Origin of the sequence: Paenibacillus sp. LK1, assembly GCF_002750415.1 — a bacterium.
In the GTDB taxonomy this organism is placed as follows: domain Bacteria; phylum Bacillota; class Bacilli; order Paenibacillales; family Paenibacillaceae; genus Paenibacillus; species Paenibacillus taichungensis.
Genome location: NZ_PEII01000001.1, coordinates 28,675 through 53,709, shown reverse-complemented (window position 1 = coordinate 53,709; position 25,035 = coordinate 28,675). Strand labels below are relative to the sequence as shown.

Sequence of the window (25,035 nt, the reverse complement as noted above, 5' to 3'; positions counted from 1 at the left end):
ACCATGCAGACGAAGTTGCGTTGTGCCATATTGGATGATTATCAGAATGTAGCCCTTTCTTCAGCGGATTGGACTCCTATCCTGGATCGAGTTGAGGTTCAGACGTTCAATAATTACTTGGGATCAGAAGAGAAGGTCGTTCAGGAACTGCAGGATTTTGAAATTATTGTCTTGATGCGTGAGCGTACACCTTTTCCTGAATCCGTGATTACTCAATTACCCAATCTTAAGCTTCTGATTACAAGCGGCATGCGCAATGCCTCCATTGACCTCCAGGCTGCGGAAGAAAACGGTGTAATCGTGTGCGGCACGGAAGGCAGCTCGAACCCTCCGACTGAACTCACATGGGCGCTGATACTGGGTCTGTCCAGACAGCTGGTAACTGAAAATAACGCACTGCGCTCCAATCGGAATTGGCAGAGTACAGTTGGCATGGATTTGTACGGAAAGACATTGGGATTGCTCGGTTTAGGAAAGATTGGCAGCCGAATGGCAGAGATTGCACAAGCCTTTGGTATGAACGTGATCGCCTGGAGTGAGAATTTGACACAGGCAAGAGCAGAGGAACAGGGAGTCCAATGGGCAGAGACCAAGGAACAGCTGCTTGAACAAAGCGATATTGTTTCCATTCATCTGGTGCTCAGTGATCGCACTCGTAATCTGATCGGACGAGCCGAGTTGCAACGGATGAAAAATACCGCTTTATTGATCAATACGTCCCGTGCAGGCATTGTGGATCAAGAGGCGATGGTCGAAGCTTTACAGAATGAGTGGATTGCCGGGGCAGGTCTGGACGTATATGAACAGGAACCTCTTCCTGTGAATCATATGTTGCGTACACTGCCCAATCTGCTGGCAACGCCGCACCTGGGTTATGTGACTCAAGGCAACTATGCGATTTATTTTAACCATACCGTAGAGGATATTGAGATGTTTATGAAAGGAACACCAATTAGACAATTGCTTTCGAAGAAGTAGTTGCTCGGAGGTGGGTTTGATATAAAAGGGTGTGAATGAAGATAAAAAAAGGTGTTTCTCAGGAAGAAGTTCATTCCTGGTGAACACCTTTTTGTGATTATCGGGGGTTTGGATTGTCCATTAAATCCGGTGACTTCACAATCATTCTTCTGTGGGTGGTTCTTGTGAAGATGAGCGGATCATGGCAACGCTGGAGCCGCGCACAATTAACCGTGGCTCAAATTGAATATGTTCGTAATCCGTGGTGCTTATCTCTCGAATCCGTTTTAACAGCAATTCCGTAGCAAGTCGGGCCACTTCTTCGCCCATAATCGAGACAGAACTGATCTGCGGAGACGTAACGGTAGTCCATTGATTATTATCGACACCCACAACAGCGATATCTTCAGGGACACGAACGCCGAGTTCTTTAAACCGATTTACCAGTCCGATCGCGACCATATCGTTAATCGCGTATACGGCATCTGGCATGTGAGTCAGCCCAAAGAAATAATCCGCTGCATTAGCTCCCGTATTCAATGAGAAATCTTCTCCGAAGTAAACAAGCGAGATATCTACATGTCCCAGTGCCTGCTCATAAGCTCGATAACGTTCTTCAATAATATCTTTGGGGGCACCGGCGTATGCGATGCGGGTCCGTCCAATCTTAATCAGATGTTCCATCACCAGTTTCCCTTCTGGCTGTGAAAGAGAAACGACATCTGCTTTCATGCCAGGGTCCAGCTTTTTACCGTAATTGATCATGGAAATGGGAAGGGGGGCTTTATCAATTAAGCCAGGCAACGTTTTGGGATATGCCAATGGCATGAAAATAAGCCCGTCCACATGCAGTTTTTTGATCGTACGAATGGTTTCCAGTTCCGTTCGTGCATTACCAGCCGTATTGATTTGAACCACATGATACCCATGCTGCTTCGCCGTTTGTTCAACAGACCAAGAGATCTCGGGAATGATGGCATTGCGGATGTCGGGTACAACCAGTGCGATCTGATGCGTCTGGCGTATTTTCAAACTCTGGGCAGAGGTATTGGGGACAAATCCTAACTGCTCTATGGCCTGCATGACTTTATCCCGTGTTTTGTTGCTGATGCCATCGGAATTGTTGATGGCTCGGGAGACGGTAGCGATACCTACACCTGCAAGTTCTGCAACGTCCTTGATCGTAACCTTCTGATCTTTACTCACGTTTAGTTAACCTCACTTCATCGGAAACGATTCCGAATTTTGAAAATATGTACGAATGAAATGACAATCCTATACCTTGATTATAACATTTGAGCCAATAAGTATCCTGTGAATACGATTAAAGAGCAGAGATGTCTGTTGCTTTCCAAAAGAACCGAATGGATAAATAGAGATAAATCGTGCATTCTATATCAGTTGAATTAAATATACACGAGAGAGAACGTACAGAAAAGCACAGAGCAAAAAAAATGATCAATATATTGAAAACGCTGGCATTACACCAGAATTATCGACGTAAAATTCATAAGATAGACATATGTGTGACAAATTATGTTTGACAGCCTATTTAAAATGTGACATATTTAACTTACGGAAACGTTTCCGATTATATCAAAACTTATGATCTGGGAGATGAAACAAATGAAAGCATTGCGTTGGCATGGAGTAAAAGATTTGCGTCTTGAAAATATTGATGAACCCCGCCCTGAACAGGGGAAGGTTAAAATAAAAGTGGAGTGGTGTGGAATCTGTGGCAGTGACTTGCACGAGTACACTGCTGGCCCGATCTTCATTCCGGCTCAAGCACCGCATCCGCTAACAGGGGAACAAGCACCTGTTGTGATGGGGCATGAATTTTCAGGACAAGTCGTTGAAGTAGGAGAAGGCGTGACACGTTATAAGGCAGGTGACCGCGTTGTGGTGGAACCGATCTATGCATGTGGTCATTGTGAAGCCTGTAAACAAGGGAAATATAATTTGTGCGATCAGATGGGTTTCTTGGGCCTAGCTGGTGGCGGCGGAGGTTTCTCGGAGTATGTAACAGCTGAGGAATATATGGTACATGCCATTCCAGATTCCATCTCATACGAACAAGGAGCGTTGGTGGAACCTTCCGCAGTAGCTCTTCATGCAGTTCGTCAAAGTAAACTGAAAGTTGGCGACACTGCAGCTGTTTTTGGTGCGGGTCCAATCGGGTTGTTGGTTATTGAAGCATTGAAAGCTTCTGGAGCATCGGATATTTATGTAGTGGAATTATCCGAGGAACGTAAAGCCAAAGCGGAAGAACTTGGCGCCATTGTTATTGATCCTACACAATACAATGTGGTGGAAGAAATCCATGCACGTACGCAAGGTGGCGTGAATGTAGCTTATGAAGTAACGGGTGTACCACGGGTGCTGCAACAAGCGATTGATTCAACGCGTATTGGCGGTGAATTGATGATCGTCAGCATTTTTGAACAGGAAGCACCAATTCTGCCAAACTCCATTGTTATGAAGGAGCGTACGGTCAATGGCATTATCGGTTACCGTGACGTATTCCCGGCTGTAATTAGTCTGATGGCTAAAGGTTTCTTCCCAGCTGATAAGTTGGTAACCAAACGAATCAGCCTGGACGAAGTGGTAGAGCATGGATTTGAAGCACTGCTGAAAGAGAAAAATCAGGTTAAAATTCTGGTGAAAGCAGAGTAACTTTACCAAGCGAATCACAAGCCAAGTAATAGAGTGAAAGTCAGCGGATGGAAACAGGCACCTAGATGGAGCTCAATTGGAACTGATCCTCAATCGGTAGGCAACCACCAATGAATTATGACAAATAGACAACGTATCTTCGGATGCGATTGTCTATTTTTTTTGCACGGAGCGGGCGGAATTTGTTGCAAGTACGTTTTGTTTTACATAATATGAAAAGATACAAATTGTATCTTTTTGCTGTAAAGGTGTTATCTCATAAAAATGAAGGAGGAAGCGGACATGCAGAGGAACACGAAGTGGGCGGCCGTGATTTTGACGGTTGTTGCAGGCATGGGCTGGCTGCTTATGGGTAATTCGAAACCCAAAAACAATGTTTCCACCGATCAGCAGCCGACTGCCGAACGGGCACTTGCTAAGGTGTCCAATGCACCCATCACATCAGCCGATGTGACGTCCAAGATCGAGTTGCTTGGAAAACCTTTTAAGAAAGCACCGTATGCCAACAATGTCTGGGATTTGCAATTGTACAGAGGAAAAATATATATGGGTCACGGGAACAGCAGTAATTTAGGTGTTTCACCTAATGCGGGTCCGATTCCAGTCATCTATTACGATACAGCCAATCCCAAATTTATAACCCAGGCCGTCACCAATAACAATCCGAGCATCGTTCCTTCGACCAAATTATTTGTAGATGAGGAACAGATAGACATTTATAAAGTGCTGAACGACAAATTGTATATTCCCGGAAATGATTCGGACGGTGAGCAGTGGGATATGGGGAACTTCTACCGGTTAGACGGAGATGTATGGACAAAGTATCGTAATCTGCCGCTAGGTGTACACGTATATGATTTGGCGTCCTATCAGGGCAAACTGTTTGCAGCGCTGGGTACCGAGCAGAAACCTACTGTGTTAATCTCTCATGATCAAGGGGAAAGTTGGCAAAAATTCGCAACCATCAATACGTTTGGCTTCAGGGCATATACGCTATTTGAGATCAAGGGCAAATTATATGCTTCAGGCATGATGTATCCTGCCAATAATATTTGGGGCGATAAAACCAATATATTAGAGATTAATGAGAAGCTTGAAAAGAAAGACGTCGTCATCTATGGTAACAAGATGCTTCCGGGATTATCCTATCAAACGGGCACCGTCCCGTATAATAAAATAGGGAAAAACATTAATTTCAACAATAAGCTGCTTTATATTGTCGGAGGGGTATTCAATGACGGGCAACTGTTACCCAAATCCTTGAATGTAATGACCGACATTAATCAGGCAACACGCGTCATTTTGCCAGATACTCAAGCTCTTCCTACGGATCTTCTGCTTCGGGAAGGGAAGGTCTATGTGCTTACCTACACTCGCAAAAGTGCGAATCTCTATATAAACCGGGTATATCAATCCACAGATCTGACCACATGGAATGAAATTCTCCGTTTTAACCAGGACACGTACGCTAAGTCTTTTGAAGAACACGAAGGTGATTTCTACTTTGGACTGGGCACAGACCCCGATGTTCTATCGATTTCATCAGGCAAACTACTGAGAGTTAATCGCAATGATATCCCTGTTAATTCTAATTAAACGAAAGGAAGATTATGGATTATATACTATGCTTCATCCACATTTTTGGTTACAGAGAGAGCCGTTTAGGTTAATTGTACAGGGCAGGCCGAGATCGTAGAACTTCTTAGCTGAAGCTACATCGGGCTTGCCCTATTTTGTGTTCAAGAGATGGGTAGTGCCTCTTTATCGAAAATTTGAAAATAAAAATTAGAAACTTTAAAATAGAAAGGTGATATATGTTAATCAAATCACAGAATAACTTCTGTGGTAGTAATACAAGAGCATGTGTAAGAAAGTATACATGTTTTCTTCCAATCTAATCGTAAAGGAGCATTACACAATGAATGTACCGTCAGCTTTGTTTAAACCATTTACCTCGGACAAGCTTACCCTGTCCAACCGGATCGTCATGGCACCCATGACTCGTGGATTTTCGCCCGAAGGAGTACCCGGACCAGAGGTCGTGGAATACTATCGTCGCAGAGCAGCCGGAGGTGTAGGGCTGATTATTACGGAAGGAACGGGTATTAACCACCCTTCATCCATTAGTGGCGCGAGCATTCCGCTGTTCCATGGCGAAGAATCACTGCAGGGTTGGGCGAATGTAGTCAAAGCAGTCCATGAGGCAGGTGGCAAAATCATGCCACAATTGTGGCATGTGGGTACAGCCCGCCGTTCAGGCGACCTGCCTAATGCAGAAGCTGAGCCGGTAGGCCCATCGGGAATAAGCATGGCAGGTGAATCTGAAAGACAACCATTGTCAGAAGACGAGATCAGGGGTCTTATCGAGGCGTTTGCCCAAGCAGCAGCAGATGCGCAGCGCATCGGTTTTGATGGTATTGAGCTTCACGGGGCACATGGCTATCTGATTGATCAATTCTTCTGGGAGCATACCAACCGTCGTACGGATAAATACGGAGGCGATCTGACACAGCGCACGCGTTTTGCTGTTGAAGTTATTGAAGCATGTCGCGCTGCAGTAGGTCCTGACTTTCCGATCGTACTTCGTTTCTCCCAATGGAAAATGGGGAACTACGACGCACGGCTGGTGGAAACACCAGAACAACTGGAGCAATTCCTTGCACCCCTCACGGCTGCAGGTGTAGATATTTTCCACTGCTCGACCCGTCGATTCTGGCTGCCGGAATTTGATGGCTCAGAGCTGAATCTTGCAGGCTGGACACAGAAAATAAGTGGCAAGCCGGCGATCTCTGTTGGATCAGTAGGGCTCGAAGCTGAATTCGTGGACAGAGCGAACGAAAACCAGGGAACAGGTGACGCTCATCTGGATCAGTTGAACGAGAAAATGGAGAATCATGAATTTGACTTGATCGCGTTGGGACGTGTATTGCTGAGTGATCCGGAATGGCCAAACAAAGTTCGCGAAGGACGTCAGTCCGAAATTGTTCCGTTTACAGCAGAAGCATTGAAAACACTCTAAACTGAAAACAAACCTGATGCCGCCGAAAGGCGGCTTTCGTATGATCAGGTAAGCAAGTAATTAGGAGTTGTCTGTTTTTCTGTGACACTGTTTTTCTGTTACAATATATAGTACATAGAGGGGTGAATGACGGTGCTGGATACGATTGATAGCCATATTTTGCGGCGTTTGGCCCAGAACAGCAGAATCTCGTACACTGATCTGTCCAAAGAGGTCGGCCTTTCAGGGGTAGCGGTTAAGGAACGTATTGAACGTCTTGTAAATCAAGGGATTATTGAGCAATTTTCAATTGTAATCAGTGCCGAGAAGCTTGGGAAAAAAATTTCTGCTTATCTTGAGCTGGAGGTTGAACCCAAGCATTTGGACAAGATTGTGGCGGCGCTGAAAGAAAACGAGCGGGTGGCCGTGCTTTATGAAATGACGGGGGCTTGCATCCTGCACACCCACATTCTTGTGGAGAGCATCGAGGAAATGGAACACTTCATGAACGAATCGATTTACTCTCTGGAAGGGTTGCTTCGGGTGGAAAACCAGATTTTGTTGAAGCGACACAAAAACCAGGATGGATTGAATATTTAACGAACAAGAACCGTCAGGCTCTGAAGACTAACGGTTCTTGTTTATTTCCTTTACAGAAACAGAAGAGTGTGATTATTCCGTCTTGGACAATTTTGCCCGGTAGAAGGTTACGAAATATTCGCTGACTTCTGCCAGTTTCTGATCGTTCAATTGAATAGGCGCCGTCAATTTGATCGTTTCCTCATTAAACGTAGCTGTTGTGGCACCGATTTTGGCCAAGAGTGTATTGTCGTTATATTGAATGGTGATCATTTTGGTTGCTGGGTCCCATCCGATGTCTGCCCCGAATTGTTCAAAGCTGTTGCGCAGCAGTGCACGCTTCTGTTCTTTTTCCCCGAAGATTTTTTTGTTGATGATGCCATGAATGCCCCAGTTACCGTCAACAACCTGCGTAATTCCGAAATCCGTTGAAACGGACATCAGTGAATATGCTTCATCTTCAGTCAAATCCATGCCTCTCATCAGAAAAGACTTCGTTTTGTTGGCAGCGTCCTTCATCGCTTTATCCAGGGAAGACTGCTTGAAAATTTCTGTTTGTGCATCCTTGCCCAGTTCGGCCAAATGGTTCGCATAGCTGAAGCCGTGAACAACCCATTCGTTTTCATTCTCAAGAAGTGGGAAGTTGAGCGCCTTCAACTTGTTGACCAGCTCCGCTTTTTTGTGAAGAATGAGCTGGATATCCCCGGTCACTGATGTTTCGATCGCTGTTCCGTTCAATTCGGAATCACCTTGACCTGCGTGCGGATCACCCACAGAAAGCAGTGCTCCAGGTACAGATACCGGATAATACATCGTTGCCCCTTCGGTTACGCGCCAATCATCGATATTCCCGCCATAATACGATGGTGGAACGGAATCGACAACATCAGCTTCTTTGGGGGCCACGCTCATTGTGCCAAAATGCAGCCGGACAGGGACGTGAATGCCTTTTAGCACATCATGGTTCTCTTCCACCGTCGAGTGATCAACGATAACACCTGGATAATCTATGGTTGGATGTACTGTGCCGCTTGGATCGGTCTGTGGTGTCCAGCGATAACTGTACAGTGCCTTGGCGTAATCATTGCCACCTTTCGTCTCCATTTCATATATTGTAACAACCTCACGTGTATTCGGCGTTTCTTCCATCTCACCATATAAAAGGCCCCAGTTTGCAGCTACATTCGAACCATAGGTTTTACCGGCATATTCCCCGTTTCCGCTAGGGCGCAGCTTCATGTCCAAAATCTTCACTTCGAGTACATCGCCAGGTTCAGCGCCCTCGACTGCAATTGGTCCCGTCATGATATGTACGCCAGGTCCACGTTCAGCCTCATGTTTTTCCGTTTCGCTCCAATGGAAAATATCTTCTGCGCCGGCATCACCTTTGATCATGCGCTCATAATCATCGCCGGAGTGGTGCGTAACAGCTTCCACCGTGACGATATCCCCCGAATTAACCGTAAGCACGGGATCACCTTTCCCGATATTACCCCAGCGTACGTTTTCCGATTTTGCTTCAAGATAATGTGTTTTCGGAACGTTTCTAACTTGAACTGTGTCAGCATTTGCAACATAAGAGACTGGAAGTATTAATAAAACAGCAGATAACGCAGAGGAAACCTTCCATTTAAACCGATTTCTCATTCGAAAATCACTCCCATTCGATATAATGTCATTTTACTTAACATGATATGAATCAGAGTATAACAGATGTATTTTAGGTTAACAATATAAAGTTTTTGTTTTATTTTTCATATTTTTTAAAGTTATTTATCCAATATTCTTAAAATTATTAGATTTCCAAATTGAAATGCTTAGTAAATATTAGCTGCTTTTTGCCTTCCTATAATAATAATTTCAACATATGAAAAATTCACAACAGAAACCATTTTTCGCACCGCTGATACCTTTTCTCATCCCCTTCAATCACACACGCCTTAAGGAATAACACCATGAAGTACCACACAATTACCCGGAAAGGGGAAATTTTTTGCGTTTTAGGCTGTATTTTTAGAATTTGTACTGGAGCCGTCTCCATTTTGAAAATGAACCACCTTATGATAAGGTTATGCCTGAACCACATTCAGACTGAATGACAACAATGCTTAAGGAGGATGACCATCCTTGTATATCGATAATCACAAGTTAAAAAACAAACACATAAACACGCTTCAAATGCTGTTCCTGCTATTCGGAATAGTGTTGCTCTTATCCGCATGTGGAGAGTCACAGAAGCCCTCCTCGTCAGAGCAAAATAACAATAATGCCGGAACGGAGACCAATGCGAATTCAAACGCTGGTGCAAACAATCAGAATGGTCAGGATGATCAACAGAATACAGTGCCTCCTCAGGAAGAGAAAGATTCGGTAAAAGAGCAGCTCCACCAATTGTCTTTGGATGAGAAGATTGGACAAATGATTCTCGCGGGTGTTCAGGGGACCACTTTGGATGCTCAAGCGAAACAGATGATCACGGATCAGAAGGTGGGAGGGATTATTTTCTATGCGAATAATGTCTCGACCGTGCCAGGAACGGCAAAGTTCGTGCAATCCATTAAGGATGCCAATCGTTCCAATCCGGTTCCAATTTTCATGAGTGTGGATCAGGAGGGTGGCAAAGTTAGTCGAATGCCAGAAACGGTAGAGTCTATACCTTCCAATGGGAAAGTGGGGAAGACGAAGGATGCTGATTTGGCTGAAACGATGGGCAAATTGTTAGCAAGACAAATTCAGCTGGTAGGTTTTAACGTCGATTTTGCTCCAGTGCTGGATGTAAATAGTAATCCGAATAACCCGGTAATTGGGGATCGTTCATTTGGAAGTTCGGCCAGTCTGGTTTCACAAATGGGCATAGCTGAGATGAAAGGGCTGCGCAGCGAAGGGATTATTCCGGTGGTGAAGCATTTTCCCGGTCATGGAGACACGTCAGTGGACTCCCACTTGGATCTGCCTGTCGTGAACAAAACGGAGAAGCAACTTGCCCAGCTGGAGTGGATTCCGTTTGAGGCAGCGGTGAAGGAACAGGTGGAAGCGGTTATGGTAGCCCATATTTTGTTTCCCAAGCTTGATCCCGACCATCCGGCATCTTTGTCGGACGTCATTATTGGTCAGCAGTTGCGTGGCAAATTCAAGTATGACGGTGTGGTCATCACAGATGATCTGAGCATGGGTGCGATCGCGAAAAATTATAAGTTGAAAGATGCCGCCGTAGCGACAGTTCAGGCAGGAAGTGATATTCTGCTGGTAGCTCACAGTTATGAGAGTGCCAAGACTATTTTTGATACATTGAAGAACGCAGTGAAGTCAGGGAAGATTTCAGAATCCCGAATTAATGAAAGTGTATATCGAATTCTGGCGTTGAAGCAGAAGTATAACTTGTCCGATGAGGAGCAGCCGTCAGGAGATTTGAAGCAGTTGAATGCTGACATTGTGGATTGGCGTAAGCAGGTCGATGCCCGATAGTACCCACCTGTGTTATGATTTTGGAAAGAGAATTGCATATTCCATTATGACAGGTTGGAGGCGAGACCTTTTTTTATGTATACGATAATGATTATTGAAGATGATCCGAAAATTGCGGGTTTACTCCAATCCCATATTGAGCGATATGGTGACAGGGCCGTTGCGGTTGAGGATTTTGAGCAGGTCGTCCAGCAGTTTGAACAAATTAAGCCGCATGTCGTCCTGCTGGATATCAACCTGCCGAGTTACGATGGGTTCTATTGGTGTCGCCAAATTCGTTCCATTTCCACATGTCCGATTATTTTCATCTCGGCCCGGAGTGGCAAAATGGATCAGGTTATGGCGCTTGAGAACGGTGCGGACGATTATATTACGAAGCCGTTTGAGCATGAGATTGTCATGGCCAAAATTCGAAGTCAGCTACGCCGGGTGTATGGCGATTACGCTGCGCGTCATGAAGAGCGCAAGGTGGAACTGGATGGACTAACTGTTTATCTGGAAAGATTGGAGATGGAGCTCGGTGATCGCAAGATACAGCTGACCAAGAAAGAAACCATTTTGCTGGAGACGTTGCTGCGTCGGAGTCCCAAACTGGTTAGCCGTGAAACCATTTTAGAAAAGCTGTGGGATGATTCCTTTGTGGATGATAATACACTTAGCGTGAATGTGACCCGCGTGCGTAAACGATTGGCTGAGCTGGGCATTACAGATGCGCTGGAGACGGTAAGAGGTTCAGGTTATCGACTCAACAGCAATTGGAAGGCATCGTCGCCCTCATGAAGTTGTTTATCAGAGAACATATTGTACTGACTTGTTGGGTAATCGTTGTGCTGCTCACCGTGGTTGCGGTCTTTTGGTACGACGGCTATGACCACTGGTTAACGGCCACGTATGCGGTATCTCTGGGGTTAGTCCTATACGCAGCCTATCTCATTTATCGGTATCTGTCCCATCGCATGTTTTATTCCCGGATGTCCCATCGAATGAATGATCTGAAAGAATTTGTTCCATTGAATGAGCCCGCGCCCTTGCCGCAGGCATTGTCAGAACTGTTGGACTCACAGTACGGTCATTATTATGCGCACCTGCATCGTCTGGAACAGCGTCAACAGGAATACCTGACTTTTATGAATCAATGGGTTCATCAGATGAAGACACCTTTGTCCGTCATTGAACTGACGGTTGAGGATCAGGAGGATGAGGACCCCCGTTTCATCAGCATTCGAGAGGAAGCAGACCAGATGAGACGAGGACTGGAAACGGTGTTGTACATGGCACGGCTGGAGACATTTGAACAAGATTTCAGTGTGGAACCGGTATCCCTCAAGGCGGCCGGAGAAGAAGCCATCCATGAGCTGAAACGGTTCTTCATTCGCAATCACGTGTATCCCGAGATGAAAATTGATTCTGCGTTAATGGTTCAGTCGGATGCGAAGTGGATTCGGTTTGTCCTCGTACAGCTGTTGTCCAATGCCATCAAGTACTCTTCCGGGGGGAACGGGCAAAAGGTAACCATCCAGGCCCATGAATCCACAAGATCCATTATTCTTGAAGTGAAGGATCAGGGAGTGGGTATTCCCAAGTCGGATCTCAACCGAGTGTACCAGCCTTTTTTCACCGGAGAGAATGGGCGTCATTTTAAAGAATCCACGGGGATGGGATTATATATTGTAAAAGATGTCCTGACACGAATGAACCATCGGATCGACCTTACATCCGTTCAGGGAGAAGGGACAACGGTAACCATTACTTTTGAAATCTAAATATAAGCGCATAATGCGGAACGAAATGAGAAGACGTCTGGTGCCCTGACAGGGATCGGCGTCTTTCTCGTTTTCTACATAGAAGAAACACGCCAAAAGGCGACGAGAGACATGTAACCTTACAATAATGTCATGAAGATGAAAGGTTAATCCATAGGAGAATGGTCGAAACTTCGATAGACTGAAGTCAGAAAGTAGAGAACGACCTCGATTTGCGATGAAGTTCAGCCCAACTTGGTTTAATTCAAATCCGAAATCTAAAAGGAGCCATTAACCTATGGAGATATGTTCAGTGAAACAGATTAGCAAAATTTATAAAGGGATCGTATCATACGAAGCCTTGTCAGGTATTGATCTCAGTATTCAGGAGGGTGAATTCGTTGGCATCATGGGTCCATCCGGCAGCGGCAAAACAACGTTGCTAAACATGATTTCAACTATTGATCACCCTACTTCAGGGGAACTGGAGATCGCGGGTAAGAACCCGTTTGAACTGAATCACGATGAACTGGCTCTGTTCAGACGCCGAGAGCTGGGGTTCGTATTTCAGTCGTTTAACCTGCTCAACACACTCACGGTTAAAGAAAATATTGTCCTGCCGCTTACGCTGGATGGAGTACCGGTTGAGGAGATGAATGAACGTGTTGATCGACTCGCAGAGAAGCTGGGCATCGCATCTCTTCTGAACAAACGCACGTATGAAATTTCCGGAGGTCAGGCCCAGCGGACAGCAATCGCACGAGCACTGATCCATTCTCCCAAGCTGGTGCTGGCCGATGAGCCTACAGGAAATCTCGATTCGAAGGCAGCGCGTGATGTAATGGAGATGCTGGAACGTCGCAACCAGGAAGATCGGGCCACCATGCTGTTGGTCACGCATGACGCTGTTGCGGCAAGTTATTGCAGCCGGGTTGTATTTATTAAGGATGGACGACTTTACAACGAAATTCATTATGGAGATAACCGATCGACATTCTATCAACGAATCATCAACGTATTATCCCTGATGGGAGGCTCAGGACATGAATTTTCGCCAGTTCGCCATTAATAATGTTGTTCGGAACAAACGAATTTATTTGGCCCATTTTCTAAGCAGTACGTTTTCCGTCATGATCTTTTTTACGTATGCACTTCTTTTGTTTCACCCGGATCTGAAGGATGGACTGAAGGGTTCAAGTGGGACAGTGACCATGCTTGCGAATCAGGGGTTTCTAATTGCTGAGATCATTATTTTCATCTTTTCGTTTCTGTTTCTGCTCTATTCCGTAGGTTCATTTCTAAAGACGCGTAAAAAAGAATTCGGCATATTTCAAATCATTGGCATGACACGTAAACAGATGAACCGACTGTTATTCATGGAAAACTTGTGCATTGGACTTGCCGCCATTGTGGCAGGCGTTGGATTAGGAATGATCTTTGCCAAGCTGATCCTGTTGATCTGCGGTTCGATGCTGGCGGTGGAAGAAAGTCTCCGATTCTATTTTCCATTAAAAGCAATCGCACTTACTGTCGGAGCATTTCTGCTGCTGTTTGTTGTGATTGCGCTGAGCTCATCGCTGCTGATGCGAAAAGGGTCATTGATTGACCTTGTAAAATCAGAGGAAAAACCAAAACCCGAGCCAAAGGCTTCTCGTCTTTTAGCACTTCTCTCCGTCATACTCATTGGGGGTGGATATGCGGGTGTATTTGCCTTTGTATGGATCACATACTCTTTCCCTTTGCTGCTTGGTAGTGTTGTTTTGGTTATTGCAGGCACGTATCTGTTATTCACCCAACTTAGTGTGTATGCCATTCGGGCGCTCAAAGGCAATAAGCGTTTGTTTTTCCGCAAAACGAATTTGCTGTTTCTGTCCGAACTTACCTATCGAATGAAAGATAATGCGGTCATGTTTTTTATGGTGAGTGTGATTTCGGCTTCCGCCTTTACAGGCATTGGCACGATGCTGGCGATCGCTGATCCGGGATTGTCATCGATGTCAAATCCATATGCGTTTACCTACCAAAATTCATGGGATACACCTAGCGCAGAACGGCACATCAGGAAGATTGAAGAGACACTGATTGATAATGAGGTTCCGTACCAGAAAGGAAGTTATATTCCGCTGTTTGATGACGAAGGGGACTATATCATCAAACTAAGTGAATATAATCATCTTGCCAAGGCGCTCGGTTACCAAGAGCGAACTCTCGAGAATGTTAACGATTCCTTTATGACTCCGGGCAATCTTACGAGTCGCAAGACATTACGAGCAGAAGTTGGGCAGGGTTCAACTCAGAAAAATATCAGTATGTGGGAAGTTCAGGAAAAGGTCAGATTAACAACACCTGCAACCGATATCGTCATCCCTGTTGAATTCAAAAGGGAAGTTTATGTGGTATCCAATGAGCTGTACGACAAGATGAATAAGGAATTTAATATTCAAATCGAGGCTGATGAAAATTATTATCCCGATAAAAAAACTCAATTTGTTGTGACAGATTGGATGGGAACGCGGAAGTTTGCTCCTGATCTGGTCGAATCCATTCAAAATGACTCAGATGGTCAGGGGTACTTCGAGATCAGCGCTCTCGTGCTGGATTGGCTTAATTCCAAACAAACTAATGGTATTATCCTTATTCTGAGCGGATTGATTGGCATTGTCTTTTTCACCTTTGCTGCAAGCTTTACCTACTTCCGGTTATATGCAGATCTGGAACGGGATGAAGAGCAGTACCGCATGATTGGTAAGATGGGACTGAGTCGCCCGGAGCTTCGCAACATCGTAACCAGACAGCTGGTGTTAATGTTTTTCCTACCAATAGTGTTGGCCATTATCCACAGTTCCGTTGCATTTGTTGCATTACAGCAGTTGGTTGATTTCTCTGTTATGGGTTATACTTTGCGCATTTTCCTCGTATTTGCATCTATGCAGATTCTATTTTTCCTGCTGGTACGCTGGCGTTATCTGCGTCATATGTATGCCAAATTGATCTAATATTAATCGAATAGAACAGACACCAGACCTTAGGTTCGGTGTCTGTTGACTTTTTCCTCCAAAGCAAAGTACTATTTCAATAGATACAATATGTATCATTTCGGTATAACTTAAGTCTCGAAATGATTAAAAATATTATCAACATTGAGTTTCCTAGCCTTTCTAACCGAGAAGGAGGATTACATTGAGCATAACGATGTCCCGTGGACAAGCTTATCTGCAACGGTTGAACGATGAACGGAATGTATGGCTGGATGGAGAGCGTATTCGCGTAACAGAGCATTCTGCCTTCCGGGGAACTTTACAAACGATTGAAAGTCTGTTCAATCTGGTGGATGGTGCGGACACGAGAGAAACAGTGGCTTATTGGGATGAGCAGACGAAGGGATATGTACATCAGGCTTTTCGAGTACCCCGCAATGCTCAGGAGATCAGCAGCAGGGCGGCAGCCTTTCGATTGTGGTCTGATCGCACCTACGGGGTAATGAGCCGTCTCTCGGATTATGCCCGATCCCGCCTGACCGGATGGTATGCCACACGGGATGCGATGGCTGCATATGACCCGGCATATGGAGGTAAAATCGCTGCCTATTATGATGAGGCAAAACGGAAGGATGCCTTCCTGACCATTGTCCAGCGTGACCCGCAAATTAATCGTGCTCTGCCCGTAGGGGAAGATGAAGATGCGATGCTTCAAATCATTCGTACCAATACAGAGGGTGTTGTCCTCCGTGGGGCGAAGATGGTAGCGACCGCTGCTCCATATGCGGACGATATCATTGCATATCCGATTCAGCGCATTCCTGGACATCGCCCGGAACTCGCGCATATGGTTATTGTGGCAGCAGGAAGTCCAGGATTACATATGGTATGTAGAGAATCTTTTGCAACATTAGATTCAGATACTGCTCATCCGCTCAGTAGTCAGTATGATGAGATGGATGCTGTATTATTTTTTGACGATGTATTTGTACCTTGGGAGCGTGTACTGCTTCACAACAATCCGGAAGCGGTATGGCAGATTCGCTGCAACGTGGCATCCTCCAGTCTGGCTTACCATCAGAGCATTATTCGGCTGCATTCGAAGCTGGAATTCATTACAGCCATCACGTCTTCCATTGCCAAGGAGATTGGAGTGGATGCCTTCCTGAATGTACAGGAACAGCTTGGGGAGATGATCAGCCAGATGCATACGATTGAAGGACTCATCATCGCATCCGAGGCACAAGCTGCGCCGGATGTTCATGGGAACTGGCTACCATCATTCAAATATATTGAAACAGCCCGTAATCTGGGGAACCGTTATTACCCGCGCGCTGTTGAGATTTTGAAGACTATTGCTGCAGGTGGCCTTATTCAGATCCCTTCCGGGAAGCTGGAGCTCGAAGGAAGTATCAGCCCCATGATGAACAAGTATCTTGGAGGCGTAACGATGCAGGCACCAGAGAAGATTCGGTTATTCCAGCTCGCCTGGGAGCTGACAGGAAGTCCGCTGGGAGCCAGACATGATCTGTATGAACGTTTCTATGCCGGTGACCCGGTACGTAATCGGGCGAGTCAGTATGTGCAATATGATAAGGACCGATTATATGCCCGGGTTGAACCCTGGTTACGTAGCAAGTGATGAATGGTACTGAAACTTTACTTATTTTAGCTTTATATTTGAAGCTCTGGCCCTGATGCCCGGGCTTTTTATTTAGGTTATCTTTAGAAATGGTTTAGATTGATTTAAGAGACGTAGTATATAGTAGTAACGTATAGACATATGAGCAATAACAAATGGAATGTACGGATACGAATTTGAATGAAAACTGAATTTATTGAAATAGGAATGAGAGGATTCGCATGAGATACACACTATTAATTGCAGATGACGAACCCGAAATTGTGGAACTGCTTCAGCTGTACCTCGAGAAGGACTACAACATTGTGACAGCCGTTAATGGAGTAGAGGCGCTAGAGTGTATCCGTTCAACTCAGATTGATCTGGTCATACTGGATATTATGATGCCTGTGATGGATGGACTCCAGTTGATCAAACAAATCAGGTCCACACATCATATGCCTGTTCTGTTCCTGTCGGCCAAAAGCCAGGACCATGACAAAATCCTTGGACTCGGACTGGGTGCAGACGACTACATCTCCAAACCTTTCAATCCTTTGGAAATTGTCGCCAGAGTGGAAGCTTTGCTCAGAAGAGTCAATCAATTTGATGCACCTGACGTGGCTGCTGCTAAGGAGTTAAATCTTGAGCTGGGTGAGCTCAGGCTTGATCGATCCCAATGTATCCTTTTTCGCTCGGATAAACCTGTGACATTGACCTCAACAGAGTACAAAATTGTGGAGCTTCTGCTTGAGCAGCCAGGCCGTGTCTTCACCCGTAAAAAAATATACGAAGCCGTCTGGGGAGATTATTATGCTCATGAGGACAGCACGATAATGGTACATATCAGTAACATTCGGGAAAAGATCGAGCGCGACTCCAGGCAACCGGAATATTTAAAAACGATAAGGGGACTGGGATACAAAATTGAAGCGCCCATGGAAAGCTAGAGAAAAGAGACTATTGCAAACGTCCCTGACACTGGACTTTTTGCTGTTTAACTTCTTTTTGTTGTTACTGGTAGCCATCGTGTACATTATCATTAATCTGGATGTGGTCGATTTCCGCATTTCGGATCAGGTGGTGGATCCTGATCTGAATGTGGAGGCACATGTGTATGTGACAGAACTGGAGAACGAGTGGCTGTCCGGAAGTTCCGATGAGGCCAATAATACCGAGATTCAGCGTCTCAAGGACAGTGGGGGATGGATTGAAGTGCTGGATGCGGAGCGGAAGGTCATTCGTTATATCGGGGACAAGCAGGATACGTTCACTCAATACAGTGAAGCTGAGCTATATGCAGGACTCGAAAACCGAAATGAGCAGCCTTACTATTACTCCATTAGTCCGCTTTCAACAGAGGGAGCTGCAAAGTACGTTTTGCTGAAGATTCCTCGTGACTTGGTCAGTGTACGAATTAATGATAATCAGCTGATTACCAATTTGAAGCATCCGTTATCGTTCTACATTATGATCGGGATCGGATTGGTCTTGCTGCTGATATTTGTATACAGCTACTGGGTCGCCCGTCGAATCAAAAAGCCGCTGAGTATTCTCTCTCTAGGTCTTACCCAGATGATCCAGGGAAATTATAGTACACGCATGTCCATCTCGGCAGAGAGGGAATTTGTCCAGATTGGAGAAACCTTCAATTATATGGCGGACGTCATTGAGAATACATCTGCGGAGAAACGTTATGCCGAAGAAAGCAAACAGCGATTAATTGTGGATTTGTCGCATGATCTCAAGACCCCGATCACGAGTATTCAAGGATACGCCCAGGCTTTGGTGGAAGGGCGAGGGGAAGATAAGGACAGGCAGCAGCGATATCTGGGATATATCTACAACAAGTCCGTTCAGGTCGCGCGTATGATTCAGAACATGCTGGAATTGCTCAAAGTGGATTCACCTGACTTCCGTATGCATATTCAACAGCGGGAAATCGGCGAATTTGTACGTGAGATTATGGCTGATACGTATGGTGAGATTGAGCAGAATCATTTTGGCCTGCATGTGCTCGTTCCTGATGAAGAGATCTATGCAAGGTATGATCCGGAGCTGTTGTCCAGAGTGATTCAGAACCTGATTACAAATGCCTTGTCCTACAACCCGCGGGGGACGGAGCTGCGTGTGGAGTTAATCCCACTGGACAACCATGTGGTTATCGAGGTTGCTGATACCGGTGTGGGTATCCCTCAAGAGTTATGGGCAACCATCTTTGATCCATTTGTGCGCGGGGATGAGGCTCGTACGGGAACCGGGGGTACAGGGCTTGGACTGGCAATTGCGCGGCGGAACACCGAGAAAATGGGTGGACGATTAACACTTTCCCGTCGTGGACGGGAGACGACGGTGTTCACTATACAGATTCCGAAATAAAGGACCGACATAAAGGGTAAGGTTGATATAAACATTTTGTCATTCTGATCACCATTTGCAAAATGCTCATATAGAAAAGGTTAAGTGGAGGGGAAACTTTTTGTTCAAAGTAAATTCGTTTGTACGTTTCAGTATTGCACTGGCACTGATACTGATTAATATCTATCTGTTATCACGTGTCAGCTTTATTTTCCAACCGCTTGTTACCATGCTTACGGTAATTACCGTGCCGATGATGCTGTCCGTATTCTTTTATTATCTGCTGCGGCCGCTCGTCAATTACATGGAAAAAAAGAAGCTGAATCGCACACTTAGCATTTTGCTGATCTATCTGGTGTTTGGTATACTGTTCGCCCTGTTTATTATAGGACTATGGCCTTCACTACGCGAGCAGTTGATCAACCTGGTAGAAAACGCACCAAATTTAATCAATTCACTGAGTTTGCAGCTTAAAGAGCTGGAGCAGAACGGTGTCATTACGGCTATGTTCCCGGAAGGATCGACCCCGTTTTCGCAGATCACGGATTACATTAACAAAGGCTTTACCTTTGTAACAAACTATGTGAGTGGATTCTTCTCACTCATCTCAAGCTTTGCGATTGTTCTGTTCACTTTCCCGATCATATTGTTCTACATGTTGAAGCAGGGCGAGAAATTTGGTCGTAAGCTGGTGCACATTGCACCAAAACGCTTCCAAAAAGACAGTCGTGACGTGGTACTTGAGATCGATCAGGCGTTAAGCGGCTTTATCGTGGGACGAGTTCTCGTGAATCTGGCTTTGGGCGTGCTGATGTATATTGGTTTCCTGATCATTGGTCTCCCGTATGCACTGCTGTTAACCGTAATTGCGGTCATTATGAACTTTGTTCCGTTTATCGGGGCGATTCTGTCCTCCGTTCCTATTGTCATTATGGGACTGGTGGTATCCCCTTCGGTTGCAATCTGGTCACTCATTATTATTCTGGTAGCACAGCAAATTCAGGATAATCTGGTTGCACCGTATGTATTTGGCAAAAAACTCGATATTCATCCGCTTACCACCATTATATTGGTGCTGGGTGCAGGGGACCTGGGCGGCATAATTGCCATTCTAATTATCATCCCTGTCTACATGATCGTTAAAATTATTTTGGTTCGAATCTATCAGCTATTCTTCAAGGACAAATGGCAGAATGCTTAAACATTTATAAATGATATAGAAGGAGTGGAAATCATGTCTGAAATCATCCCACAACCATACACTGAACCTGAGTATATTGAGCCACAATCTGTTCAAATGGGCGCCATTCATATTTCCAATGATGTAGTATCCAAAATTGTCGGCATGGCCGCTCAAACTACAGAGGGAATATCCTCCATGTCTGTTGGTCTTACCGAAGGAATCGCCAAGAGTATCAGCGGAAAGAGCTTGCAAAAAGGAATTGACGTTGCAATCAAAGATGATCAGGCATCTATCCAACTGCGAATCAATGTTCAATTTGGCAGAAAGATGCATGAAGTCTGTCAGGAACTTCAACATAATGTGCAGCAAGCTGTCGAGCAATTAACAGGCATTATGGTCAATGAAATTAAAGTTCAAGTGGTAGGCGTGACCATGCAGGAGCAGGTTTAAAGCAGAACGAACGAATGGAATTCAGTCATAAGCAGGTAGTGATAACCTGTGTAAAAATACAAAAACAGCACGTTCCCATTAGCTGCATAAATGGGAAGGTGCTGTTTTGTGTTTGCGATAATACGTAGGGGCTTCGCCCATAACTTTTTTGAACATTTTCGAGAAAAGCAGCTGGTCGGCATATCCAACGGAACGGGAGATATCCCCAATGGTCAAAGCCGGGTCCAGCGTCAGCTCAGCCGCCCTGCGCATGCGGTAATTGACCAAATAAGACTGAATGCTGGTGCCCATCTTGTCTTTGAAGAGAGAGCATAAGTAACTGCGCTGCAAGCCAACATGAGACGCAATGGACTGTACGGTTATGGTATTGGCATAATTAATCTCAATGAAATCCATCACCTGAGTGACATAGGTTTCTTTCGTATAGTCCTGGAGTGGAATAGGTCTGTCCTCACCGGCTCGATCAATCAAAATGGAGAAAAACTGAAAGAGTAATCCCGTCATGCTGATTTCCCACCCCTTATGGGTGTTGCGAGAGCTAATCATGCGGTGCAGGCAGGAGCGCATCTCGTCATCTTCATTGCCCATCTCAAAGATCGGATGGTGCTCAGACAGGCAAGCCTGCTGTAATAACGAAGGGCAGGTGCTTCCTTGGAAAGCAACCCAGCTATACTCCCACGGATCATCCTGATCTGCTTCATAATGAACGACAGAATGGGGCACGATGAGGAACCCCTGTCCTTTGTGCAGCGTAACCTTTTTGCCTCCGACTTCGAAGGTGCCTTTGCCGTCCAAAATATAATGGATTTTGTAATAATCACGCATAGCCGGGCCGAAGTAGTGACCGGGTGCGCAAGCTTCTGTGCCGTAATGAAGGAGCTGCAGCTCCTGAAAGTGATTGTTTTTGCACATATACGTAATCAAGGGTATTCACTCCTGTTATGAGGTCGTTATACCTTGCATTTTAACATATAAAAGGTGAAAAGGAATCGTTTTATAAATATCATTTGATGAAGATACCAATCATTTTTCCATATCGTTGTAGTGAAATGCCATATCGTTTTACATGGAAAGTGTCTAAGATGAAAGGGTATTCAATAACTTTTACAGGAAAAGAGAGATTAACCATGCCCTATACTGCGAGTGAACAACGATACAGTGAAATGAAATATGCCCGCTCTGGCAAAACCGGAATCAAACTGCCGCAAATAGCACTAGGCTTATGGCAAAACTTCGGTGGAAACCGCACCCTGGATATTCAGGAAGAGATGATTCTGCGCGCATTCGATCTGGGGATTAACCATTTCGACTTGGCCAACAACTATGGACCACCTCCAGGATCAGCCGAAGAGAATTTTGGTGTCATTCTCAAAAAACATCTGCGTCCTTACCGCGACGAACTGCTCATCTCCACCAAGGCAGGTTATCATATGTGGAACGGTCCATACGGCGAATGGGGTTCCCGCAAAAACCTCATTGCCAGTCTGGACCAAAGTCTGAGCCGGATGGGACTGGATTACGTAGATATTTTCTATCATCACCGTCCAGATCCGGAAACACCGCTCGAAGAAACGATGACTGCGCTGGATCATATCGTTAGACAGGGTAAAGCTCTGTATGTAGGCTTGTCCAACTATGATGCTGAACAGACCAAAGAAGCAGTTACTATTTTGCGTCGTCTCGGAACACCTTGTCTGGTTCACCAGCCAAATTATTCAATGTTGAATCGCTGGATTGAGGATGGATTGCAGGATGTGCTGGATGAGCACGGCGTAGGATCGATTGCATTCTGTCCGCTTGGCCGCGGTCAGTTGACGAATAAGTATGTGGACAAGATCAAGGAAGAGCGCGCTAATCCAACAGGCAATCTGAGAAAAGAAGCTTATACGGACGAACGGATCGCCAAGTTCGAAGCACTTCAGGCGGTTGCCGAACGTAGAGGTCAAACGATCTCCCAGTTGGCGCTGAACTGGATTTTGCGTAGCAACCGAGTTACTTCTGCTCTGATCGGCGCAAGCCGTGTGTCCCAGATCGAAGAAAACGTAGCCGCACTTCAGGCACCAGACCTGACGACGGAAGAGCTGAGTGAAGTCGAAAGCATTTTGGATGGCATCGGGAACTACGCTTGGTAAGATTGAACGCAGAGAAACGACTCTGGAAATTCAAAGTCATGTCTACAATGATTAAATCAATCTATATTTTATAGATATGTTGGGATAACTAAGGTGTCTTCCTGTGGTCGGGAGGACACCTTTTTTTGTCTTACTTATCTTCTTTATATGTAGAGATAAACCTTTTGGAACTTCGTCTTAATTGACCTGCGTTTATTTTTTTCTTAAACTATTTTATATCATAGCACCAGGTCCTAGGATTTAGGGTATAATATATGGATGCTATACATTTGAAATATGAAGGAGAGGCTCCATTTGAATTTTCAACAGTGGATTTCGCCTGAAACCTATAACCTGACATCCGAGATGGAGAATCACCCGTCGGATCGGGTTGCACTTAGATGGCTAAGCGATCATAAAGAATTGGAAGAGATCACTTATGGTGAGTTATTGAAGCAGGCAAATCGTCTTGCTGGAGGCTTGCGTGATCTTGGTTTGGAGAAGGGCGACCGGGTGCTGGTCATGGTACCACGCCGAATTATTGCCTATGTTATATACATTGCCTGTCTGAAACTGGGCATTGCTGTTATTCCTTCTTCCGAAATGCTGCGTGCGAAAGATCTGGAGTATCGTCTTCGGCATTCCGATGCCCGGGCTGTCATTGTCTGGTCCGAGACGACTGCTGAAGTTGAAAAGATAAATGCAGATCTGCCAGCATTGGCACACCGCATCGTTGCATCACCAAATGGTGATAATAGCGTACCTGGAGAAGGCTGGGTCAATGTACACCAGTTAATGCAAGGGCAATCGGATACGATGGCTGCGGTGGAAACACATCGTGACGATATGGCTATTCTCGCTTATACCTCCGGTACGACTGGCAATCCAAAAGGCGTAGTACATAGTCATGGTTGGGGTTACGCTCATTTGCGGATCGCTTCATCGTTATGGCTGGATATTCAGCCTTCGGATACGGTATGGGCAACGGCAGCACCGGGATGGCAAAAATGGATCTGGAGTCCGTTCCTGTCTGTACTCGGAAGAGGGGCGACCGGACTAGTTTATAATGGATCATTCCAACCGAAACGTTATCTGGAATTGTTGCAGGAGCATCAGATCAACGTCTTGTGCTGTACGCCGACGGAATATCGGTTAATGGCCAAAGCAGACGATCTGGGTCACCATGATCTGTCCGCACTGCGTAGCGCCGTGTCTGCTGGTGAGCCGTTGAATCAGGAAGTAATTGAAATTTTCCAGCGTCACTTTGACCTGACGATTCGGGACGGATATGGACAAACCGAGAGCACGCTGCTGATCGGCAGTTTAAAAGAGGCTCCCGTACGAATCGGTTCTATGGGGCAGTCCATTACACCAGGTCTTATTGAGATCGTCAATGAAGAGGGACAACCTGTACCTGCCGGTGAAGTAGGCGATATTGCCGTGCATAAGGACATGCCAGCCTTGTTCCGTGCCTATTATCAGGATGAGGGACGGAAGGAAGCGAATCAGCGTGGGGATTATTTTGTAACAGGTGACCGCGCACGTAAAGACGAAGAAGGATACTTCTGGTTTGAAGGTCGCAGTGACGATATCATCATCAGCTCAGGTTACACGATTGGACCGTTTGAGGTGGAAGAAGCGCTGATGAAACACGCCAGCGTGAAGGAATGTGCGGTCGTAGCAAGTCCTGATGAGATCCGTGGTAACGTAGTGAAAGCATTTGTAGTGCTGAGAGACGAGTCTCTCGCATCACCAGAACTGGCGCGTGAACTGCAAAACCATGTGAAGGAATGGACAGCACCCTACAAATATCCACGCAAAATCGAGTTTGTAGCCGATCTGCCAAAAACAAACTCCGGTAAAATCCGCCGGATCGAGCTGCGTGAGCAAGAAAAACGCAAGGCTTAAATGAAAAAC

At 45.5% G+C, this 25,035-nt stretch carries 20 protein-coding genes; 17 read left to right on the top strand and 3 right to left on the bottom strand.

Annotation, left to right across the window (positions count from 1 at the left end; translation table 11 throughout):
* Window positions 1-3 precede the first annotated feature (3 nt).
* Entirely contained in the window at window positions 4-978 is a 975-nt protein-coding gene (locus CS562_RS00220; protein ID WP_076291036.1) for a D-2-hydroxyacid dehydrogenase family protein, read from the top strand.
* 141 nt (window positions 979-1,119) lie between these two features.
* Here CS562_RS00220 and CS562_RS00215 read toward each other — a convergent pair whose 3' ends face one another.
* On the bottom strand, window positions 1,120-2,163 hold the full coding sequence (locus CS562_RS00215; protein ID WP_099852670.1) for a LacI family DNA-binding transcriptional regulator: 1,044 nt from the start codon (window positions 2,161-2,163) through the stop codon (window positions 1,120-1,122).
* A gap of 420 nt (window positions 2,164-2,583) precedes the next feature.
* Here CS562_RS00215 and CS562_RS00210 point away from each other — a divergent pair, with 420 nt between their 5' ends.
* The 4 genes from CS562_RS00210 to CS562_RS00195 all read left to right on the top strand — a co-directional run bounded on the left by CS562_RS00210 (window position 2,584) and on the right by CS562_RS00195 (window position 7,231).
* Complete coding sequence (locus CS562_RS00210; RefSeq protein ID WP_099852668.1) at window positions 2,584-3,633, top strand: 2,3-butanediol dehydrogenase; 1,050 nt, start codon at window positions 2,584-2,586, stop codon at window positions 3,631-3,633.
* 282 nt (window positions 3,634-3,915) lie between these two features.
* Complete coding sequence (locus CS562_RS00205) at window positions 3,916-5,229, top strand: hypothetical protein (RefSeq protein WP_099852665.1); 1,314 nt, start codon at window positions 3,916-3,918, stop codon at window positions 5,227-5,229.
* A gap of 322 nt (window positions 5,230-5,551) precedes the next feature.
* Window positions 5,552-6,652, top strand: coding sequence for an NADH:flavin oxidoreductase (locus CS562_RS00200; RefSeq protein ID WP_099852662.1), 1,101 nt, complete (start codon window positions 5,552-5,554; stop codon window positions 6,650-6,652).
* 132 nt (window positions 6,653-6,784) lie between these two features.
* A complete protein-coding gene (locus CS562_RS00195; RefSeq protein ID WP_099853675.1) occupies window positions 6,785-7,231 on the top strand; it encodes an Lrp/AsnC family transcriptional regulator in 447 nt (148 codons plus the stop codon).
* Window positions 7,232-7,303: 72 nt separating this feature from the next.
* Here CS562_RS00195 and CS562_RS00190 read toward each other — a convergent pair whose 3' ends face one another.
* Window positions 7,304-8,857 (bottom strand): acetamidase/formamidase family protein, encoded by a 1,554-nt coding sequence (locus tag CS562_RS00190; RefSeq protein WP_099852659.1) that lies wholly within the window; start codon window positions 8,855-8,857, stop codon window positions 7,304-7,306.
* Between the two features lie 480 nt (window positions 8,858-9,337).
* On the opposite strand from CS562_RS00190, the gene nagZ reads away from it, so the two are divergent.
* The 10 genes from nagZ (at window position 9,338) to CS562_RS00140 (ending at window position 21,007) form a co-directional block, all read left to right on the top strand.
* Complete coding sequence (gene nagZ / locus CS562_RS00185; RefSeq protein ID WP_246318134.1) at window positions 9,338-10,675, top strand: beta-N-acetylhexosaminidase; 1,338 nt, start codon at window positions 9,338-9,340, stop codon at window positions 10,673-10,675.
* A 75-nt stretch (window positions 10,676-10,750) separates the two neighbouring features.
* Window positions 10,751-11,455, top strand: coding sequence for a response regulator transcription factor (locus CS562_RS00180; protein WP_076291042.1), 705 nt, complete (start codon window positions 10,751-10,753; stop codon window positions 11,453-11,455).
* A complete protein-coding gene (locus CS562_RS00175; protein WP_099852656.1) occupies window positions 11,452-12,438 on the top strand; it encodes a sensor histidine kinase in 987 nt (328 codons plus the stop codon). The genes CS562_RS00180 and CS562_RS00175 overlap by 4 nt, the downstream gene beginning before the upstream one ends.
* Window positions 12,439-12,715: 277 nt before the next feature.
* The gene (locus CS562_RS00170; RefSeq protein WP_099852653.1) at window positions 12,716-13,486 is read left to right on the top strand and encodes an ABC transporter ATP-binding protein; all 771 of its coding nucleotides are present in this window, start codon (window positions 12,716-12,718) and stop codon (window positions 13,484-13,486) included.
* Entirely contained in the window at window positions 13,461-15,413 is a 1,953-nt protein-coding gene (locus tag CS562_RS00165) for an ABC transporter permease (protein WP_099852650.1), read from the top strand. The genes CS562_RS00170 and CS562_RS00165 overlap by 26 nt, the downstream gene beginning before the upstream one ends.
* Window positions 15,414-15,609: 196 nt before the next feature.
* Window positions 15,610-17,037, top strand: a complete 1,428-nt coding sequence (locus tag CS562_RS00160; RefSeq protein ID WP_099853671.1) for a 4-hydroxyphenylacetate 3-hydroxylase family protein — start codon at window positions 15,610-15,612, stop codon at window positions 17,035-17,037.
* Window positions 17,038-17,258: 221 nt separating this feature from the next.
* Complete coding sequence (locus CS562_RS00155) at window positions 17,259-17,966, top strand: response regulator transcription factor (RefSeq protein ID WP_076291046.1); 708 nt, start codon at window positions 17,259-17,261, stop codon at window positions 17,964-17,966.
* Window positions 17,944-19,395 carry a HAMP domain-containing sensor histidine kinase gene (locus CS562_RS00150; protein WP_076291047.1) on the top strand — a complete coding sequence of 484 codons (1,452 nt, stop codon included), beginning with the start codon at window positions 17,944-17,946 and terminating at the stop codon, window positions 19,393-19,395. The genes CS562_RS00155 and CS562_RS00150 overlap by 23 nt, the downstream gene beginning before the upstream one ends.
* 100 nt (window positions 19,396-19,495) lie before the next feature.
* The gene (locus CS562_RS00145; RefSeq protein ID WP_076291048.1) at window positions 19,496-20,575 is read left to right on the top strand and encodes an AI-2E family transporter; all 1,080 of its coding nucleotides are present in this window, start codon (window positions 19,496-19,498) and stop codon (window positions 20,573-20,575) included.
* Window positions 20,576-20,608: 33 nt separating this feature from the next.
* Window positions 20,609-21,007, top strand: a complete 399-nt coding sequence (locus CS562_RS00140) for an Asp23/Gls24 family envelope stress response protein (protein WP_076291049.1) — start codon at window positions 20,609-20,611, stop codon at window positions 21,005-21,007.
* A gap of 78 nt (window positions 21,008-21,085) precedes the next feature.
* On the opposite strand, the gene CS562_RS00135 is transcribed toward CS562_RS00140, so the two are convergent.
* Complete coding sequence (locus CS562_RS00135) at window positions 21,086-21,931, bottom strand: AraC family transcriptional regulator (protein ID WP_076291050.1); 846 nt, start codon at window positions 21,929-21,931, stop codon at window positions 21,086-21,088.
* A 203-nt stretch (window positions 21,932-22,134) separates the two neighbouring features.
* Between CS562_RS00135 and CS562_RS00130 the strand changes: the two genes are divergently transcribed.
* Both CS562_RS00130 and mbcS read left to right on the top strand, forming a co-directional pair.
* Window positions 22,135-23,139 (top strand): aldo/keto reductase, encoded by a 1,005-nt coding sequence (locus CS562_RS00130; RefSeq protein ID WP_099852647.1) that lies wholly within the window; start codon window positions 22,135-22,137, stop codon window positions 23,137-23,139.
* Window positions 23,140-23,415: 276 nt separating this feature from the next.
* A complete protein-coding gene (gene mbcS / locus CS562_RS00125) occupies window positions 23,416-25,026 on the top strand; it encodes an acyl-CoA synthetase MbcS (protein ID WP_076291052.1) in 1,611 nt (536 codons plus the stop codon).
* Window positions 25,027-25,035: the final 9 nt, after the last annotated feature.

Coding starts and splice junctions, on each gene's coding strand:
- CS562_RS00130 (WP_099852647.1), top strand. CDS start 22,135: ATGCCCTATACTGCGAGTGAACAACGATACAGTGAAATGAAATATGCC.
- CS562_RS00180 (WP_076291042.1), top strand. CDS start 10,751: ATGTATACGATAATGATTATTGAAGATGATCCGAAAATTGCGGGTTTA.
- CS562_RS00220 (WP_076291036.1), top strand. CDS start 4: ATGCAGACGAAGTTGCGTTGTGCCATATTGGATGATTATCAGAATGTA.
- mbcS (WP_076291052.1), top strand. CDS start 23,416: ATGAAGGAGAGGCTCCATTTGAATTTTCAACAGTGGATTTCGCCTGAA.
- CS562_RS00140 (WP_076291049.1), top strand. CDS start 20,609: ATGTCTGAAATCATCCCACAACCATACACTGAACCTGAGTATATTGAG.
- CS562_RS00155 (WP_076291046.1), top strand. CDS start 17,259: ATGAGATACACACTATTAATTGCAGATGACGAACCCGAAATTGTGGAA.
- CS562_RS00200 (WP_099852662.1), top strand. CDS start 5,552: ATGAATGTACCGTCAGCTTTGTTTAAACCATTTACCTCGGACAAGCTT.
- CS562_RS00190 (WP_099852659.1), bottom strand. CDS start 8,857: ATGAGAAATCGGTTTAAATGGAAGGTTTCCTCTGCGTTATCTGCTGTT.
- CS562_RS00175 (WP_099852656.1), top strand. CDS start 11,452: ATGAAGTTGTTTATCAGAGAACATATTGTACTGACTTGTTGGGTAATC.
- CS562_RS00160 (WP_099853671.1), top strand. CDS start 15,610: ATGTCCCGTGGACAAGCTTATCTGCAACGGTTGAACGATGAACGGAAT.
- CS562_RS00165 (WP_099852650.1), top strand. CDS start 13,461: ATGAATTTTCGCCAGTTCGCCATTAATAATGTTGTTCGGAACAAACGA.
- CS562_RS00210 (WP_099852668.1), top strand. CDS start 2,584: ATGAAAGCATTGCGTTGGCATGGAGTAAAAGATTTGCGTCTTGAAAAT.
- CS562_RS00205 (WP_099852665.1), top strand. CDS start 3,916: ATGCAGAGGAACACGAAGTGGGCGGCCGTGATTTTGACGGTTGTTGCA.
- CS562_RS00170 (WP_099852653.1), top strand. CDS start 12,716: ATGGAGATATGTTCAGTGAAACAGATTAGCAAAATTTATAAAGGGATC.